This window comes from Kitasatospora sp. HPM-01-4, from assembly GCF_051374625.1.
GTDB lineage: Bacteria > Actinomycetota > Actinomycetes > Streptomycetales > Streptomycetaceae > Kitasatospora.
In genome coordinates, this window is sequence record NZ_JBPQGP010000005.1 from 7,266,711 (window position 1) to 7,283,229 (window position 16,519).

Below are 16,519 nucleotides of genomic sequence, written 5' to 3' on the forward strand. Positions count from 1 at the left end.
GGGCGGGCCCGTACGGTTACGCGGCCGGGGTGATGGACTGCGGGTGACAGAAGACGCCGTGGGGGTCATAGGCGGCCTTGACCCGTTGCAGACGGGGGTAGTTGGCGCCGTAGTAGAGGGTGTACCAGGGGACGCCCGAGCGGTTCAGGGCCGGGTCGGTGATGTCGGTGTCGGCGTAGTTGATGTAGCAGCCGTCGGTCTGGGCGCCGGGGACGGGGTAGCCGCCGGTCGAGGCGAAGACGTCGTGGTAGACCTCGCGGGTCCAGGCGATGTTGGCGGCGTCGTCGGCCTGGTCGGGCCACAGGCTCTGGAACAGCGCCTTGAACTTGGAGTCGCGTTGGACCGACGCGGTCTCCTCGGGCCGCACCGAGTTGATCCGGCCCCCGTACGAGAGCAGCGAGACCGTCGAGGTCGGGTTGTGGTGGTCGGTGCGGGTCAGGTGCCGGTAGAGCGCCGCTGTCTGCTCGTCGGTGAAACCCTGCCGCAGGTAGACGGACTTGTGGGCACCGCGCAGCGTGGGGTTGGCGAGCGCGGAGTTGTTGGAGCCCAGGTACTTGGTGGCGGTGAGCCACGGCAGCCGGCGCGGGGTGAACAGCTCCGGCATCGCCCGGTCCTCGCCGGCCGGCCGGGTGAGCGGCCTGACGGTGAGCCGCCCCCCGTCGGTGAGTTCGGCGAGGTAGTCGGCCAGCAGCCGTTCCGCGTCGGGCAGGGTGCCGTCGATCTGGGTCAGCAGACTGATGGTGCCGTTGGACTGGTGGCAGAGCGTCAGGAAGCTGCACAGGGTGGCGTACGGCGAGTCCGGGTCGCTGTTCCGCTCGTGCCAGCGCCCGTAGTTGCGCACCAGGGCGGTGAAGCCGGCGAGATCGAGGCCGCTCCACGGCAGCGCCGCCGCGTTGACCAGCACCTCCTTCGGCGGGCGTACCAGCAGCCCCGCCGGGTCGGTGCCCCGGGCACCGGGCGTACGGAACCAGAACCTGGTCACCACACCGAAGTTGCCCCCGCCGGCCCCGGTGTGGGCCCACCACAGGTCGCGGTGCGGATCGTCGGGCTCCCGGGTGGCCACCACGCTGCGGGCCCGCCCGTCGGCCCCGACCACCACGACCTCGACCGCGTACAGGTGGTCGGTGGTGAGGCCGTGCTTGCGGGAGAGGAAGCCGTACCCGCCGCCGGTGACATGGCCGCCGGCGCCCACCGAGTAGCAGCGGCCGCCGGGGATGGTCACGCCCCAGTTCTTGTACAGCTCCTCGTACGCCTGGAGCAGGGTCGCACCGGCCTCGACGGCGAAGGCCCGCCGCTGCTCGTCGAAGTACACGGCGTGCATGGGGGTGGTGTCGATGACCAGCTGGACGGCCGGGTTGAAGACGAAGTCGGCGTAGCAGTGGCCGCCGCTGCGCACCGAGATCCGCTTGCCGCCGTCCACGGCCTCCTGCACCGCCCGGACGACCTGCTCGGTGCTCGACACCAGCCGGACGGCTTCGGGGCGGCCCACCCAGCGGGCGTTGTTGCCCACCACCAGAGCTTCGTAACGGGGATCGCCGGGGAGCACGGTGACGGCGTCCTTCGGGGTCCGTCTGCCGGCCGGGGCCTCGGACGCGCCGGCCGGCTCGGGGTCGGCCAGGGACACCACGGTTCCGCTCGCCGCCAGCGCGACGGTGCCGGTCAGCAGGGAGCGTCGGTTCATGTCGGTCATCTCCGGTGTTCTGGTCAGTTGGCGGCGGGCAGCCAGACGGGCGCGGAGGAGCCGCGCGGGACGAGGATGTGGCGGTAGCGGCCGGGAGTGGCCGACATGGCGACCTGGTCCGTGACGCCCTGGTAGTGCCCGAGCGGGGTGTCGGCGGTGAAGGTCTCGGGGTCGAGGTAGGCGTGCTCGACTCCGGTACCGGCGACCGAGCGGGCGTAGCCCTGGTCGAAGATGCCCAGGCTGAGGATCCACAGGGCGGCCCGGACCAGTGAGACGTGCACCCGGTAGCTGCCGCCCTCGCGGGCCCGCCGGGACAGCGCCGCCACGATCCCGGCCGTGGTCAGCCAGGAGGTGATGTAGTCGTTGACCACCATGACCGGCGGAAGGGCGGGGACGCCGTTCTCCCCTTCGAGGTTCATGATGCCGACCAGGCTGCCCGCGGTCTGGTCGAAGCCGATCCGGCCGGCCCACGGCCCCTGCTCGCCGGCCAGCGAGTTGGTCGCGTACACGATGCCGGGGCGGACGGCGGCGGCCTCGGCGGCGGACAGTCCGATCCCGGCCAGGTAGCCGGGGCGCCGGTTGGCGTAGAACACGTCGGCGTCCCGCAGCAGTTCGCGGACCAGGTTCCGGCCCTCGGCCCGGTACGGGTCCAGGAAGGCCGAGCGGACGCCGACGTTGGCGCTGATGTAGCTGCGCTCGTGCTCCAGTTCGTCCGGGCGCCAGAGGTTGAGCACGTCGGCGCCGTGCAGGGCGAGCGCCCGGCCGACCCCGGCACCGGCGATGACATGGCCCATGCCGAGCGCCCGGACGCCGTCCAGCGGGTTCTCCAGACCGGCGAGCGTGGGTGGCAGGGGCTCGGGCTCGCTGTCGCCGATCTTCTCGATCTCGATCAGCGGCAGGTGCGCCAGCACGTCCCGGTACTGGGGCTCGGCCAGGAACTCCCCGGTCTCGCGGAGCATCGCCATCACGACCCCGGCCCGGTTGCCGGCCTCCTCGAGCTCGCGGCCGTCCCAGCGGGCGATCGCGGCCGCGACCGCGTCCGAGTCGTCGGGGACGCCCAGCAGCTTCTGGGCGGCCACCTTGATCTTGGGGTACATGTTCTGCGGCATCATCCACCGGCCGTCCCGGCTGCGGTAGAAGGACCAGCCGAGCGCGTTGCTGGGGTTGGAGGACTCGCTCAGCGGGGAGCCGTTGATCAGCTCCCACTTGCGGTCGTAGAACGGGCAGAGCCGGTGCGGGGCGACCCGCAGGTCCACCGAGATGTCCTGGCCCGAACCGCCGCGCAGGCGCCGGAGTCCGGCCACCGCCGCCGACTTGGCGACCAGCGCGATCCCGGCGGCGGCGCCGAGGCGGAGCGTGCTGGGCACCACCGGGTCGGCGCCGCGGAAGGTGATGCCGCCACCCGTGTCGGCGGCCGTCATGCCGATGTCGCCCAGCACCTCGTCGAGTGCGGCGTGGACGTCGAAGGCGTCGTCGGTGGCGGGCTTGGATATCGCCGCTTCGATCCGGTCGGTGAGTGTCATGCCCGGCCTCCTTCCGTGGTCCGGGCAGGCCCGGTCTGAGCGGACTCTGTCAGGGCAGGCGCTGTCAGGGCAGGCGCTGTCGGGGCCGGTCCGTGGCCGGTGGAGGAGGCCAGCTCGCGCCAGGCCGCGATCTCCTGCGCGACCTGGGCGAGCTTGGCCTCGATCCGCTCCAGGCTGTCCTGGCCCAACGGCAGCCGCAGTGGCGGGTGTTGGGCCCTGGTCAGGGCGACGACGGCGCGGCCGGCCTTCGCCGGGTCGCCGAGCTGGTGACCGCTGACATCGGCGAACTGGGTACGCCGGGCGCCCGCGGTGCCGGCGTAGTCGTCGATGGTGCGGGCGGCCTGGCGCAGGCTGGCCGGGTCGAGGAAGTCGGTCCGGAACTGGCCGGGTTCGACCACCGTGACCGCGATGCCGAGCCCGGACAGCTCGGCGTGCAGAGCCTCGGTGATGCCCTCCACCGCGAACTTGCTGGCGCCGTAGATCCCGGAGCCGGCACCCTGGCTGAACCCGCCCACCGAACCGATGTTGACGAGGTGTCCGCGGCGCTGCGCCCGCAGGGTGGGCAGGACCGCCCTGGTGACGTTGAGCAGTCCGAACACATTGGTGTCGAACAGGCTCCTGGCCTCCTCGTCCGAGGTCTCCTCGACGGCTCCGGCCACGCCGTAGCCGGCGTTGTTGACCAGGACGTCGATCCGGCCGAAGCGCTCGAGGGCGCGGGCGGCGGCGGCCTCGGCGGCGGCCTGGTCGGTCACGTCCAGCGGCAGCACCAGCAGGCCGTCCTGGTCCGCCGGCAGGGCGCGTCGCGCGGAGTCGGCGTCCCTGGCCGTGGCGACGACCCGGTCTCCGGCCGCCAGGGCGGCTCGGGCGATCTCCAGACCGAGGCCGCGGGACGCCCCGGTGATGAACCACACCGTCATCTTGCTCTGCTCTTTCGGTTGGTGGTGGGCGAGAAAAATCGTGGCCGGGGCTCCGGCCGGTGGTCAGCCGGGGCACCGACCGGCGGCCAGCCGGGGCTCCGGCCGGTGGTCACCCGGGGCACCGACCGGCGGCCAGGAAGGTCACCGGTCGGTGGCCGGTCGGGTCGCCGGCCGGCGGTCAGAGGTTCCCGCGGCGGGCCTGCTCGCGCTCGATCGCCTCGAACAGCGCCTTGAAGTTGCCCTTGCCGAAGCCCTTGGAGCCGCGCCGCTCGATGATCTCGAAGAACACGGTCGGGCGGTCGACCACCGGCTTGGTGAAGATCTGCAGCAGGTAGCCGTTCTCGTCGCGGTCGGCCAGTACGTTCAGCTCCCGCAGCTCCCCGATCGGCACCCGGGTGGGGCCGACCCGCTCGGCGAGGGTGTCGTAGTAGGCGTCCGGCGTGGTCAGGAACTCCACGCCGTGCGCCGCCATCAGGCGCACGGTGGCCGCGATGTCGTCGGTGGCCAGCGCGATGTGCTGGACGCCCGGGCCGCCGTAGTACTCCAGGTACTCCTCGATCTGGGACTTCTTCTTGCCGATGGCCGGCTCGGTGATGTTGAACATCACCCGGTTGGAGCCGTCCGCCAGTGCCTTGGAGGTCAGCGCCGAGTACTCGGTGGCGATGTCGTCCTCGGTGAACTCCTGGATCTCGGTGAAGCCCATGGCGCGCCGGTAGAAGTCGGTCCAGGCGTTCATCTCGCCGAGCTCGACGTTGCCCACGCAGTGGTCGACGTACTTGAAGAGGTCGCCCGAGCCGTCGCGCGGCTCACCGGCGGCCGGCTCGACCGGGACGTACCCGGGCAGGTACGGGCCCTCGTAGCGGGAGCGGTCGACGAAGGTGTGCCGGGTGTCGCCGTAGACGGCGATGCTGGCGAGCACCACGGTGCCGAACTCATCGGTCAGCTCGTACGGTTCCTCGATGCCCTTGGCGCCCCGGGCCACGGCGTGCGCGTACGCGGCGCGGGCGTCCGGCACCTGGAGGGCTATGTCGGTGACGCCGTCGCCGTGGACCGAGACGTGCTCGGCCGTCCGGCGGGCCCGCTCGGTGGACGGGGTGACCACGGAGGTCAGCACGAACCGGGCCTTGCCCGACTCCACCACGTAGGAGGCGAGGTCGGAGGCACCGGTCTCGGGGCCCGAGTAGGCGGTGACCCGCATCCGGAAGGCCGAGCGGTAGAAGTGCGCCGCCTGGCGGGCGTTGCCAACGGCGAAGACCACGGCATCGGTACCGAGTAGCGGGAACGGGTTCGTCGACAGATCGGTCGTGGCGGAAAGAGTCTGCACAGCGCTCATGGAAGGTCTGATCCTTTGTTGGACGAGGTATTTCCGGGCAGCCGGCGGAGTGGGGGATCCGAAGCGCGGGACCCGGAATACGGGACCCGGAATACGGAGCAGATGGCGCGGGCTTCGCTTAGAGGAATCAGGAGTGGATCCGCGACCAGCGCACGGGGAGTTCGTCCACCCAGCGGACGACCATTCCCTTCTTCCAGGACAGGCTCTCCTCGGGGACCGCGAGGGCGAGGTCGTCGACCCGCCGGGCGAGCGCCTCGATGGCGACCTGGAGCTGCATCCTGGCCAGGTGGGTGCCGGGGCAGTAGTGGTGGCCCTGGCCGAAGCCGAGGTGCGGGTTGGCGGGCCGCTCGAAGTCCAGTTCCTCCGGAGCGGAGAAGACCTCGGGGTCGCGGTTGGCCGAGCAGAGCGAGCCCACCACGGCCTCGCCGGCCCGGATCACCGTCCCGCCGAGCTCGACGTCCTCCACCGCGTAGCGGGGGAACATGGTGGAGGTGTGGAACGGCGTGTAGCGGACCAGTTCCTCGATGGCGGCCGGGACCAGCTCGGGGTGCTCGCGCAGCCGGGCCAGCTCACGCGGGTGTTTCATCAGCACCTGCAGGAAGTTGGCCAGCGTGAGCACGGTGTTCTGGGCGCCGGGAGCCAGCAACCGGACTGCCACCAGGACGAGTTCGTCCTCGCTGAGCCGGTCCGGGCTGGTGTCCCGGACCTTGATCATGTCGCTCAGCATGCCGTCGGCCGGTTCCTGGCGGCGCAGTTCGACCAGCTTCGCCATGTAGCGGTTCAGGTTCTCCAGGTACTCGTTGATCTGCGCGGGCTCCATCGAGGTGGTGGCCACCACGGCCTGCGACCACTTCTGGAAGTCCTCGCGGTCCTCGTACGGGACGCCGAGCAGCTCGCAGATGACGGTGACCGCGAGCGGGGTGATGAACTCGGCGATCAGGTCGACCGGTGGCTCCAGGGTGGCCAGCCGGTCGATCAGCTGCTCGGTGATCTCCTTGGTGAGCGGCCGCAGCCGGTCGGACTGACGGGGGGTGAGGCCCGCATTGGCCACCCGGCGCAGCCGGGAGTGGTCCGGCGGGTCCATCGACAGCAGACCGCGGTCCACCACCTCGCTGCCGATCCGCGGCTCGTCCCGCTTCAGGGTCTCCGCCCGGCTGAACCGGGTGTCGGAGAGCACCGTGCGGACGTCGTCGTAGCGGGTGCACAGCCAGGCCTCGTCGCCGTACGGCAGTTTCACCCGGCTCAGCGGTTCGTTCTCGCGTAGATGGGTGTAGAACGGATCGAGTTCGAGCCCCGTGGGCTCACTGAACGGATAATTCCGGACCTGACGCGTTCCGTCGGCGTTCACGTTCGGGTTCGCCTTTCCGAAGGCCGATTTAGCCGGAACGGTATCCGGGGGCCGGATGGTCGCGTCAACAACCTTTTCTTCTGGGCTTTTCCAGTTGTGCTTATCCCCGCTGCTGGGCGGTGCCGGAGGTCCGGTCCGGTCCCGATCGCACGGATGTTCTATGTCAGGTCGTCAGCTCGCGGCCGCCCCCGGCGGGACACTGCCGTACCCGGTCAGCCGGGCCCGGCTCTCCCGCGCCAGCGAGACGAAGCGGCGCACGACCGGCTCCGGCTCCGCCGCCCGCCAGGCGATGGCGATCCTCGTGGTGGGGACGGGCGCGGTGAACCGGCGGATGACGGTGCCGTACGGGGAGTACCGCTGCGCCACCCGCCGGTCCATCACCGCCAGCGCGGTGCCGCTCGCGACGGAGAGGCAGAGGTTCTCGTAGTCGGGTTCCTCCTGGACGACGACGGGCGGCGAACCGCCCCAGACCTGCGCCATGATGCGGTCGTACAGCTCGGGCGCCAGCTTCCGCGGCCACATCGCCACCGGCTCGCCGCGCAGGGCCCGCGGGGCGAGCCGGACGGCGGAGGCGAGGCGGTGGCCGCGCGGCAGCACGACCACCAGTTCCTCCTCGGCGAGCGGCAGCGACTCGATGTCGGGTGCCCGGCCGGTCTCGCGCACGAAGGCGGCGTCCACCGCCCCGGAGCGCAGCAGCCCCAGGTTGCCGGCGGTGCAGCCGGAGTCCGTGTTGATCCGGACGTCGGGGTGGCGCCGCCGGAACTCGTCGACCAGGTCGCGCTGGCCGAGGGAGGCGCCGGAGAGGCTGTAGGAGAGGTTGAGAGTGCCGCCGTTCCCCTCCGCCGCCTCGTGGATCCGGTCCCTGAGGCCGTCGTGCATGGCGAGGATCTGCTCCGCGCCCTCCAGCAGAACGGTCCCGGCCTTGGTGAGTCCGGCCCCCTTGGCCCCGCGGCTGACGATCAGAGTGACGCCGAGCTCGCGCTCCAGGGCCTTGATCTGCTGGGACAGCGCGGACTGGGTGATCCCCAACTCCTCGGCGGCCCGGCCGAAGTGGAGCTGTCCGGCGAGCACACTGAAGTACTTCATCCGACGCAGTGACATCATCGGGAATTCCCCCCTCGCCCGTGCGGGTCGGGCCCGCCGGGCGGATCCGACGGCTCGTCAGCGGGCTTGGGCGGCACCGTCGCGGACCGCGGGCTCGGACGGTACGGCCGGCGCCGCGGCGCTGCGGCGCTGCGCGCTGGCACCGGCCAGCAGCGCGAGCCCGGCCAGCACCTCGGCCCCGGCGCCCGCCAGGGGGAGCCTGCCGAGCTGGCCCGCGCCGGCCAGCACGCCGCCGAGGACGGCGGCCAGCGTCTGCCCGATGTAGACGGCGCTGTTGTTGAGCGCGAGCAGCATGTCGCCGTTCTTGCCGCCGATGCTCAGCAGGCGGTGCTGGATCAGCGGGAAGCTCGCCCAGTGCACCAGCCCCCAGAGCAGCAGGCCCACGGCGGCCCCGGCGACGGAGTGCACGGCGAGGCCGAACAGTGCCAGGACCACGGCGAGCAGTCCGATGGTGGAGCCGAGTCCGACGGTCGGGTTGATCCGGTCGGCTAGCCGTCCGCCGCCCATGACACCGGCGAAGCTGCCGACACCGAAGAGCAGCAGCAGCCAGGTCCGGGTGGACTCGCCGGCATGGGTGACGTCACCCAGCATGGTGCCGAGGTAGGTGTAGACGGTGAAGGTGCCGAGGACCCACAGCAGGGTGGTGAGCATCGCGGTGGGGGCGTGCTTGGCCCGGATCGCGCCCAGCCGGGTGGCGACACTCACACCGGGCGAGCCGGGGACCGACGGAATGCTGCCCCACAGGCCGGCCATGGTGACGACCGCCAGCAGGGCGACGAACCCGAACGCCCAGCGCCAGGAGGTCAGGTTGCCGATCTCGTTGCCGATCGGCACGCCGAGGGCGATCGCGCTGGTCATTCCGGCGTAGACGATCGCCAGGGCCCGTCCGCGCCGCTCGGGCGAGGTGATCCGGGCGGCCACCGCCGAGGCCGTGGCCGCGTACAGTGCGGCGCCGGCGCCGGTGATCACCCGGCTGATCAGCAGGATCGTGTAGGTCGGGGCCAGCCCGGAGAGCGCGTTGCCGACGGTGAAGACCGCCAGTACGGACAGCAGCAGCACCCGCCGGTCCAGTCGGGAGGTGACGCTGGCGAGGATCGGCGCCGCGATCGCGTAGGTGATCGCGAACACGGTCGAGGTCTGACCGGCGGCCTCGGTCGAGAGCTTCAGGTCCCGGCCCAGTTCGGGGAGCAGCCCCGAGACGATGAACAGGTCGGTGCCGATCGCGAACATGCCGAGGGCCAATAACCAGACCCGACCGTTCACCGACCGTCCTCCCGCTTCCAGCCCCTGTGACATCGGTGTGCCTCTCTCTTCGCGGTCCGCCCGCTGCCTGTGGTCCGCACGGTCCGTGGCCCGCAGGGTCCGTGGCGACAGGCCAGGCGGAAAGTAACCGGTTATGGGGTTATCAGCCAGCTAACCTAGCATATGGTTATGACGACGGAGGGCGTGTGGCTATGACAACGGAGGAAAGAGACCCGGACTATGTCTGGTACGGCGGTCGGCCCAGCATCGACTTCGTGAACACCCGCAGGTACCGGTTCGAGGGCGGCAGTGAACTGCTCCGCGAGCCCGCCGACTTGGGCCGCTGGTTGGCGGCCGCCGAGCTGACCCCCGGTCGGGTCGGCGTGGACGAGGCGCTGCTGGCGCAGGCCGTGCAGCTACGCGAGGCCATCGACCTCGCCCTGGTCGCGGTGGTCGCGGGCGAGCCCCTGGCGGCCGCGCAGCTGGCGGTCGTCAACAGCTGGCTGGCCCGCGCGGCGCAGCACCCGCCGCACCTGGACCTGGACGAGGGCCTGCCGGTGTTCCGGCTCAACACCGTTCCGGCGGACGCCTTCGGCGCGCTCTGCCGGATCGCCGTGGACGCGGCCGAGATACTCGGCAGCGAGCAGCGCACCCGCCTGCGGATCTGCGCGGGGGCCGACTGCAGCGCCCGGTTCATCGACAACTCGGCCGGGCGGCGCCGCCGTTGGTGCTCGATGGCCGGCTGCGGCAACCGGGCCAAGGCCTCCCAGTACCGCCAGGCGGCGGCCGCCCGGGCCCGGACCGGCGGACGGCCGGGGACGCGGGGCGCCGCCCCGTCAGCCGTGTAGGCGGGCGGCGGTCCATCGGCGTAGGACGTTTCGGCGAACAGCCCGACCGTGCGCCATGGCGGGACGCGGCAGCCCGCGCGAGAACCCTCCGCGACTCTGCGAGGCCACTCGCGCGGGCCGCCACCCGAAGTCGGCGGCCCGGACGCGGTGTCCCGCACTCCGGGGCGCTCCCGGTCGGCCTCCGAATCCCGTCAACTCGCCGTCACCAAGCGGCTGCTGTCAATCCGCCGCAGTCCATCCGCCGCGGTCGGTCCACTGCCGTCGGCTCACCGCTGCCAGCCCTGCTGCGGCGCCCGGCCCATCTCCGGGTGCCGTTTCGCATAGCGGCTACCGGCCATCGGCGAGGCCGAGTTGGGCCCGCGCACCCGCTGCGCCGCGATCTGGCGCGAGATGAAGATCTCCAGCAGGCACCACGCGGTACCGAACACGCCCAGCGCGGTGGCCAGCAGCGCCGGCGCGAGCAGCCAGCTCCCCGCGTACGAGGCCAGCGTCGCCACCATGAGTGTGACCAGGGTGCAGGAGAAGCTCAGCCAGGCCCGAACGGCGGCCGACCGTACCTCGTCCGGCAGGCGGCGGCGTGCAGCGGACATCCAGGACCCCCAAGCGCGGACCGACGGCAACCGACAACCGAGCCGGCGCACTCCTCGCCACAATGCGCCCCTCGTGTGCGCACTGCATCCCTCGCGGGGATGACGCGCCCCTCATGTGAGCGGCGCGCCCCTTGTACAGACGGCATGCGCTGCGCCACCCGAGCCACACACTGCCCCGTCCGACGCCGTTCATGCCCGGAAACCGTCGAATCGTGTCCAAACCGGGCATCAGGGCAGAGCGGGTCGGATCAGTCCAGGGTGGCGTCCAGCTCTTCCATCGCCCCCACCACGATCGTGCGCATCGCCTGCTCGGCCAGTGCGGCGTCGCCCGCGCAGATCGCGTCCGCCACCTCCCGGTGCAGCCGGACCGCGTACGGCCTCGGCTGATGCGGCATCAGCTGATGCTCCGTCCGGCCGGTCAGCACCGCGCCGACGGTGTCGCCGAGATGTGCGAACATCTCGTTCCCGGAAGCCTTCAGGATGGTCGCATGGAAGGCGATGTCATGCCGCAGAAAGGTCTTCAGGTCGGCGGCGCGGGCGGTGACGGTCAGTTCGACGGCCAGCGCGCTCAGCTCGCGCCGCTGGTCGTCGGTGGCATGACGGGCCGCCAGCGCGGCGGCGGCCGGCTCGACCGCCACCCGCAGCGAGCCGAGTGAACGCAACTGGGCCGAACGGTCCGCCCCGGCGAGCCGCCAGCGGATCACCATCGGGTCGAAGACGTCCCAGCCGGACTTCGGCTGCACCGTGATGCCCACCCGGCGCTTGGGGGCGACCATCCGCATCGATTCCAGGATCCGCACCGTCTCGCGGACCACCGTGCGTGAGACGCCGTACCTGGCCTCCAGCTCCTCGCTGCGCAGCACGGTGCCGGCCGGGATCTCGCCGGAGGCGATGGCTGGTCCTAGGTCTGCGAGGAGTCGGCCGGGCAGGCCCTGGATTTCCATCCGTCCAGGGTAGAGGGCGCCGGGGCGGCGGCAGACGGCCAGGCATAGAAAGTATGACGATTGCGTTTCGGCCACTTGAATAAGTCATATCTTTGCGTGAAGGTTGCACCCGAGCAGGCAGAACAGGAGCACTACCCCATGGCTCTCAGCGTCGAGATCCAGCACCGGACAGCCCCCCGGCCCATCGTGGTCGTCATGGGCGTCTCCGGCGTCGGGAAGACCACCGTCGCCCGGCTGCTGGCGGAGCGGCTGGACCTCCCCTACGCCGAGGCCGACGACTTCCACCCGCCGGCCAACATCGCCAAGATGACGGCGGGCATCCCGCTGGACGACGAGGACCGCCGTCCCTGGCTGCACGCGCTCGCCGACTGGCTCGGCGAGCGTGCCGAGGCCGGTACCGGCGGCGTGGTCACCTGCTCGGCGCTCAAGCGGCAGTACCGCGACATCCTGCGCACCGGCTGCCCCAAGGCGTTCTTCCTGCACCTCAGCGGCGGCCACGGCCTGATCGAGGACCGGCTCACCCAGCGCACCGGTCACTTCATGCCCACCTCGCTGCTCGACTCCCAGTACGCCACTCTCGAACCGCTCCAGCCGGACGAGCGCGGCGCGGTACTGGACGTCGCCCACACCCCCACAGAACTCGTCGAGATGGCCGAGGAACTGATTCGGCCTGTCAATGGAGACCTCGCGTGACGCCCACCCTCCTCGCGGCCGCCCCACCGGCCCTGCCCCACACCGCCAACGACGGCCTGCTCCTGGTGGCCGTGCTGCTCAGCATCGGGGTGATCGTGCTCCTGATCACCAAGCTGAAGCTGCACCCCTTCCTCGCCCTGACCGTCGGCTCCGGGGTGCTCGCCGCCGTCGCCGGTGCGCCCTTCGACAAGCTGACCAGCAGCTTCGTCACCGGCTTCGGCGCCACGGTGAGCAGCGTCGGCCTGCTGATCGGCCTGGGCGCGATGCTCGGCAAACTGCTCGCGGACTCCGGTGGGGCGAACATCATCGCCGACACCGTGCTGGCCCGCTCCGGCAAGCGGGTGCTGCCCTGGTCGATGGCGCTGATCGCGGCCGTGCTGGGGCTGCCGCTGTTCTTCGAGGTCGGCGTGGTGCTGCTGATCCCGATCGTGCTGCTGGTCGCCCGGCGCGGAAACGTGCCGCTGATCCGGATCGGCATACCGGCGCTGGCCGGACTGTCCGTGCTGCACGGTCTGGTGCCGCCGCACCCGGGACCGCTGGTCGCCGTCGACGCGCTGAAGGCCGACCTCGGCGTGACCCTCGCCCTCGGCCTGCTGATCGCCGTCCCGACCCTGATAGTCGCCGGACCGCTGTTCGCCCGCGTCGCCGAACGCTGGGTCGGCCCGCTGGCCCTCCCGGAGGAGACCACCCCGGCCGGGACCGCCCAGGCCGAGAGCGGGCGTCCCGAGCACACTCCGCGGTTCGGCGCGGTGCTCGCCACCATCCTGCTGCCGGTCGTGCTGATGCTCGGCAAGGCCCTCGCCGACGTGGTGGTGGACAACCCCTCGGCCGGGACCCAGCGCTTCCTCGACTTCATCGGCTCGCCGCTGATCGCCCTGCTCGCCGCGGTACTGCTCGGCATGCTGACCCTCGGCAAGGCCGCGGGCTTCGACAGGGCCCGGATCGCCGGTACCGTCGAGAAGTCGCTCGGCCCGATCGCGGGCATCGTCTTCATCGTCGGCGCGGGCGGCGGCTTCAAGCAGACCCTGATGGACGTCGGCGTCGGCAACGCGGTGAGCACGTGGTCCGGCAAGTGGCACATCTCCGCGCTGCTGCTGGCCTGGCTGATCGCCGTACTGATACGCCTCGCCACCGGCTCGGCCACCGTCGCCACCATCACCGCGGCCGGCATCGTCGCCCCGCTCGCCGCCGACATGTCCAGCACCCACTCGGCCCTGCTGGTGCTCGCCATCGGCGCCGGCTCGCTCTTCTTCTCGCACGTCAACGACGCCGGATTCTGGCTGGTGAAGGAGTACTTCGGGATGAGCGTCGGTCAGACGCTGAAGTCCTGGTCGGTCATGGAGACGGTGATCTCGGTGGTCGCCATCGCCCTGATCCTCCCGCTCAGCCTGGTCATCTAGCGCCGCCCTCACCCGAGTCGGCCCCCTCCGGGACGGCCTCCGCGAGGAACGCATCCCCCGGGGTGGACTCCCCGGCCCCGGACGCGCGCAGTGCCCGGCCGAGCGCACTGTCCTCGGGCAGGTGCCGGACCAGCACCCGCAGCCGCCGCGCCGACATCGAACCCCGGTGGTAGTCCAGCAGGTCCAGCCGGTAGTACCGCAGCAGATCCGCCTCGATCGCCTCGGCGTGCTCGCTCAGGAGCACGCCGAGGTCGCGGATTCCCCCAGGCTCATACCGGTCTCCGCACCGTAGGCCGACACGATCGCGCTGACGTCCTGCACGCTCATCTCATGGCGGCCTAGCCGCTCGAACTGGCCGTCCCCGAGCAACAGCCGCAGCAGGCCGTCGAGATCGGTGCCCTCCAGCCGGGCGAACTGCTGCGCCGCCGTCCTCGGCAGCTCGGTCGGCAGCACGAACACCTCGCCGTCCACCTCGAACTCCCAACGCTCGCCCAGTGCTTCAAGCCGCTGTGCACGGGCCGCGTTGACGTTGAAGCGCGTCATCGTCCGTCTCCTCACCCCACCCGTGGCCGGAGGCCGGCCTTCTCCACGGCCGGATGCCGGGCCGTTCCGTCACCGGACACCGGCCCGTTCCACCGCCGACGATCGGTGACGTGCTGCCCGATGGCCCGGCGCACTAACCTCACGATGCATTCTTCGGACCATCCGATATCAGGTGGTCCGACATCGGACCATCCGGCGGTCCGACGTCGGACTGCCCGTTCATATGACGTCGGACGGTATGTTCAGCCGAGATCGGATCGTCCGTTCATTCGACATAAGGCGGTCCGTTCATCAGGCATCGGACCGTCCGTTCACCGGGCATCGGACCGTCGGTTCATCGGGCATCGGACCGTCCGTTCATCGGACCTCGGATTGCCGGTCCATCCGACATCAGATGATCTGCTCATCGGCGCCGGGGCAGTCCGTCCAGCCGTCGAGCCCGTCCGCACCCGTTCGCATCCGTCCGCGCCCATCCGCGCCCGGCCGGGGCCGGTCCGGGCCAGTCCGCTGGACAGGCCAGGTCACCACCTCCCGGACATGCCGAAGGGCGGGCACCCACTCCCGGGTACCCGCCCTTCGACCAGGAACTCGGCCGTCCGGCGCTCATCGGCCGTCCGGCATCAGCCCCTCGGCATCAGCCCCTGGGCACTCAGCCCTGCCGGCGCTTGGCCAGGAACGTCTCGACCTGCTCCCGGATCTCCGGGGTGTCCAGGCCGCGCACGGTCATCGTGGTACGGCGGCGCAGCACGTCGTCGGCCGTGTAGGCCCACTCGCTGTCGGCGGCGTAGGCGACCTGCGCCCAGACGTCCGGGCCGTCCTCGTGGATCGGCTCGCCCAGCTCGGGGTTCTCGGCGATCAGGTGCGCGATCTCGAAGGAGAGCGTGCCGTAGTGGGAGGCCAGGTGCTTGGCGACCAGCGGCTCCATCCGCGAGCCGGGCTCGCGGTCGATCAGCAGGCGGTGGGCGACGGCGTTCGGGGTGCCGACACCCGGCAGCGGAACGGTCCGGGCGATCGGCGACATGTCGTCCGCCAGGCCGGTGCCGGAGACGTGCGCCAGCTTCTCCAGCACGGTGCGGCCGATGTGGCGGTAGGTGGTCCACTTGCCGCCGGCGACCGAGAGCATGCCGCCCCGGCCCTCGGTGACGACCGTCTCGCGCTTGGCGGCGGCGGTGTCGCCCGGGCCGCCGGGGAGCACCCGCAGACCCGCGAAGGAGTAGGTGATCAGGTCGCGGTCCAGGTGCTCGTCGCGGATCGCGTGCGAGGCCTCGCCCAGGATCTGGTCGATGTCGGCCTCGGTGGCGCGCACGTCGCGCGGGTCACCGGTGTACTCCTCGTCCGTGGTGCCCAGCAGGACGTGGTCCTCCCACGGGATGGCGAAGGAGACGCGGTACTTGTCGATCGGGATGGTCAGCGCGGCACGCCACGGGCTGCGGCGCTTGACCACCACGTGCGCGCCCTTGGACAGGCGGATGCTGGGCGCGGCGCCCGCGTCCTCCATCTTGCGCAGGTGGTCGACCCACGGGCCGGTGGCGTTCAGCACCAGACGGGCGTCGACACCGAACTCGCTGCCGTCCAGGCGGTCGCGGATCTCGGCGCCGGTCACCCGGCCGCGGGTGAAGCGCAGGCCGGTGACCTCGGCGTGGTTGAGCACCACGGCGCCCGCGTCCACGGCGGCGCGCACCGTCATCACGGCGACGCGCGAGTCGTTCATCTGGTGGTCGCCGTAGACCGCGACCGAGCGCAGGCCCTCGGTCCGCAGCGCGGGCACCTGCTGGGAGGCGTGCGCGGCGGTGGAGACCCGGCCCATGCCGTCGCGGAAGGCGGACAGCGCCGAGTACAGGAAGACGCCGGCACCCAGCTTGGTGGCGCCGTGCGGGCCGCCCTTGTAGACGGGCACGAAGAAGGTCAGCGGGTTGACCAGGTGCGGGGCCACGTCGGTGGCCAGGGCCCGGCGCTCCTTGTGGTTCTCGGCGACCAGCTTGACCGCGCCGGTCTGCAGGTAGCGCAGACCGCCGTGGACCAGCTTGGAGGAGGCGCTGGAGGTGGCACCGGCGAAGTCGCCCGCATCCACCATGGCGACCTTGAGACCCGCCTGCGAGGCGGTCCAGGCCACGGCCGTGCCGAGGATGCCGCCGCCGATCACCAGCAGGTCGTAGGTCGCCTTGCCCAGCAGCTCGCGGGTCTCGGCGCGGGAGGCGGTGCGTCCGGCGGTGCGCTCGGCGCCCAGGGTCGGAATGGTTGCCATGGTGTGTGTACGGCGCACGGTGCGGGCGGCGCCGTGTCTCCTCTCGGTGTGCGGTCCGGCCTCTGCTGGGAGACCGGGGGGCCGGCCCTTGGGTCAGGGCCGGTTCCC

At 71.5% G+C, this 16,519-nt stretch carries 15 protein-coding genes; 3 read left to right on the top strand and 12 right to left on the bottom strand.

Features of this window, described 5'->3' with window-relative positions; translation table 11 throughout:
- Positions 1-16: 16 nt before the first annotated feature.
- The 7 genes from ACSMTC_RS31740 to ACSMTC_RS31770 form a co-directional block, all read right to left on the bottom strand.
- Positions 17-1,690 carry an FAD-binding oxidoreductase gene (locus ACSMTC_RS31740; protein ID WP_436563171.1) on the bottom strand — a complete coding sequence of 558 codons (1,674 nt, stop codon included), beginning with the start codon at positions 1,688-1,690 and terminating at the stop codon, positions 17-19.
- Positions 1,691-1,704: 14 nt separating this feature from the next.
- Complete coding sequence (locus ACSMTC_RS31745; RefSeq protein WP_436563172.1) at positions 1,705-3,204, bottom strand: CoA transferase; 1,500 nt, start codon at positions 3,202-3,204, stop codon at positions 1,705-1,707.
- Entirely contained in the window at positions 3,201-4,121 is a 921-nt protein-coding gene (locus ACSMTC_RS31750; protein ID WP_436563173.1) for an oxidoreductase, read from the bottom strand. Before ACSMTC_RS31750 ends, ACSMTC_RS31745 begins: the two co-directional genes overlap by 4 nt.
- Positions 4,122-4,299: 178 nt before the next feature.
- On the bottom strand, positions 4,300-5,454 hold the full coding sequence (hppD, locus tag ACSMTC_RS31755) for a 4-hydroxyphenylpyruvate dioxygenase (protein WP_436563174.1): 1,155 nt from the start codon (positions 5,452-5,454) through the stop codon (positions 4,300-4,302).
- Positions 5,455-5,581: 127 nt separating this feature from the next.
- Positions 5,582-6,802: a cytochrome P450 gene (locus ACSMTC_RS31760; RefSeq protein WP_436563175.1), complete on the bottom strand. Its 1,221-nt coding sequence runs from the start codon at positions 6,800-6,802 to the stop codon at positions 5,582-5,584.
- Between the two features lie 171 nt (positions 6,803-6,973).
- A complete protein-coding gene (locus ACSMTC_RS31765) occupies positions 6,974-7,888 on the bottom strand; it encodes a LysR family transcriptional regulator (protein WP_436563176.1) in 915 nt (304 codons plus the stop codon).
- Between the two features lie 75 nt (positions 7,889-7,963).
- Positions 7,964-9,169 carry an MFS transporter gene (locus ACSMTC_RS31770; protein ID WP_436563177.1) on the bottom strand — a complete coding sequence of 402 codons (1,206 nt, stop codon included), beginning with the start codon at positions 9,167-9,169 and terminating at the stop codon, positions 7,964-7,966.
- A 191-nt stretch (positions 9,170-9,360) separates the two neighbouring features.
- Between ACSMTC_RS31770 and ACSMTC_RS31775 the strand changes: the two genes are divergently transcribed.
- A complete protein-coding gene (locus ACSMTC_RS31775) occupies positions 9,361-9,996 on the top strand; it encodes a CGNR zinc finger domain-containing protein (RefSeq protein ID WP_436564872.1) in 636 nt (211 codons plus the stop codon).
- A 266-nt stretch (positions 9,997-10,262) separates the two neighbouring features.
- Here the strand turns inward: ACSMTC_RS31775 and ACSMTC_RS31780 are convergent, their stop codons facing one another.
- Entirely contained in the window at positions 10,263-10,586 is a 324-nt protein-coding gene (locus ACSMTC_RS31780; protein ID WP_436563178.1) for a hypothetical protein, read from the bottom strand.
- Positions 10,587-10,834: 248 nt separating this feature from the next.
- On the bottom strand, positions 10,835-11,530 hold the full coding sequence (locus ACSMTC_RS31785; protein ID WP_436563179.1) for a FadR/GntR family transcriptional regulator: 696 nt from the start codon (positions 11,528-11,530) through the stop codon (positions 10,835-10,837).
- Between the two features lie 138 nt (positions 11,531-11,668).
- Here ACSMTC_RS31785 and ACSMTC_RS31790 point away from each other — a divergent pair, with 138 nt between their 5' ends.
- Together ACSMTC_RS31790 and ACSMTC_RS31795 are read left to right on the top strand one after the other, a co-directional pair.
- Entirely contained in the window at positions 11,669-12,223 is a 555-nt protein-coding gene (locus ACSMTC_RS31790) for a gluconokinase (RefSeq protein ID WP_436563180.1), read from the top strand.
- Positions 12,220-13,623 carry a GntT/GntP/DsdX family permease gene (locus tag ACSMTC_RS31795; RefSeq protein ID WP_436563181.1) on the top strand — a complete coding sequence of 468 codons (1,404 nt, stop codon included), beginning with the start codon at positions 12,220-12,222 and terminating at the stop codon, positions 13,621-13,623. The genes ACSMTC_RS31790 and ACSMTC_RS31795 overlap by 4 nt, the downstream gene beginning before the upstream one ends.
- Here ACSMTC_RS31795 and ACSMTC_RS31800 read toward each other — a convergent pair.
- The 3 genes from ACSMTC_RS31800 to ACSMTC_RS31810 form a co-directional block, all read right to left on the bottom strand.
- A complete protein-coding gene (locus ACSMTC_RS31800; protein ID WP_436563182.1) occupies positions 13,616-13,867 on the bottom strand; it encodes a hypothetical protein in 252 nt (83 codons plus the stop codon). The genes ACSMTC_RS31795 and ACSMTC_RS31800 overlap by 8 nt on opposite strands.
- Positions 13,858-14,166: a hypothetical protein gene (locus ACSMTC_RS31805; protein ID WP_436563183.1), complete on the bottom strand. Its 309-nt coding sequence runs from the start codon at positions 14,164-14,166 to the stop codon at positions 13,858-13,860. The genes ACSMTC_RS31800 and ACSMTC_RS31805 overlap by 10 nt, the downstream gene beginning before the upstream one ends.
- A gap of 649 nt (positions 14,167-14,815) precedes the next feature.
- Entirely contained in the window at positions 14,816-16,411 is a 1,596-nt protein-coding gene (locus tag ACSMTC_RS31810) for a glycerol-3-phosphate dehydrogenase/oxidase (RefSeq protein WP_436563184.1), read from the bottom strand.
- Positions 16,412-16,519 lie beyond the last annotated feature (108 nt).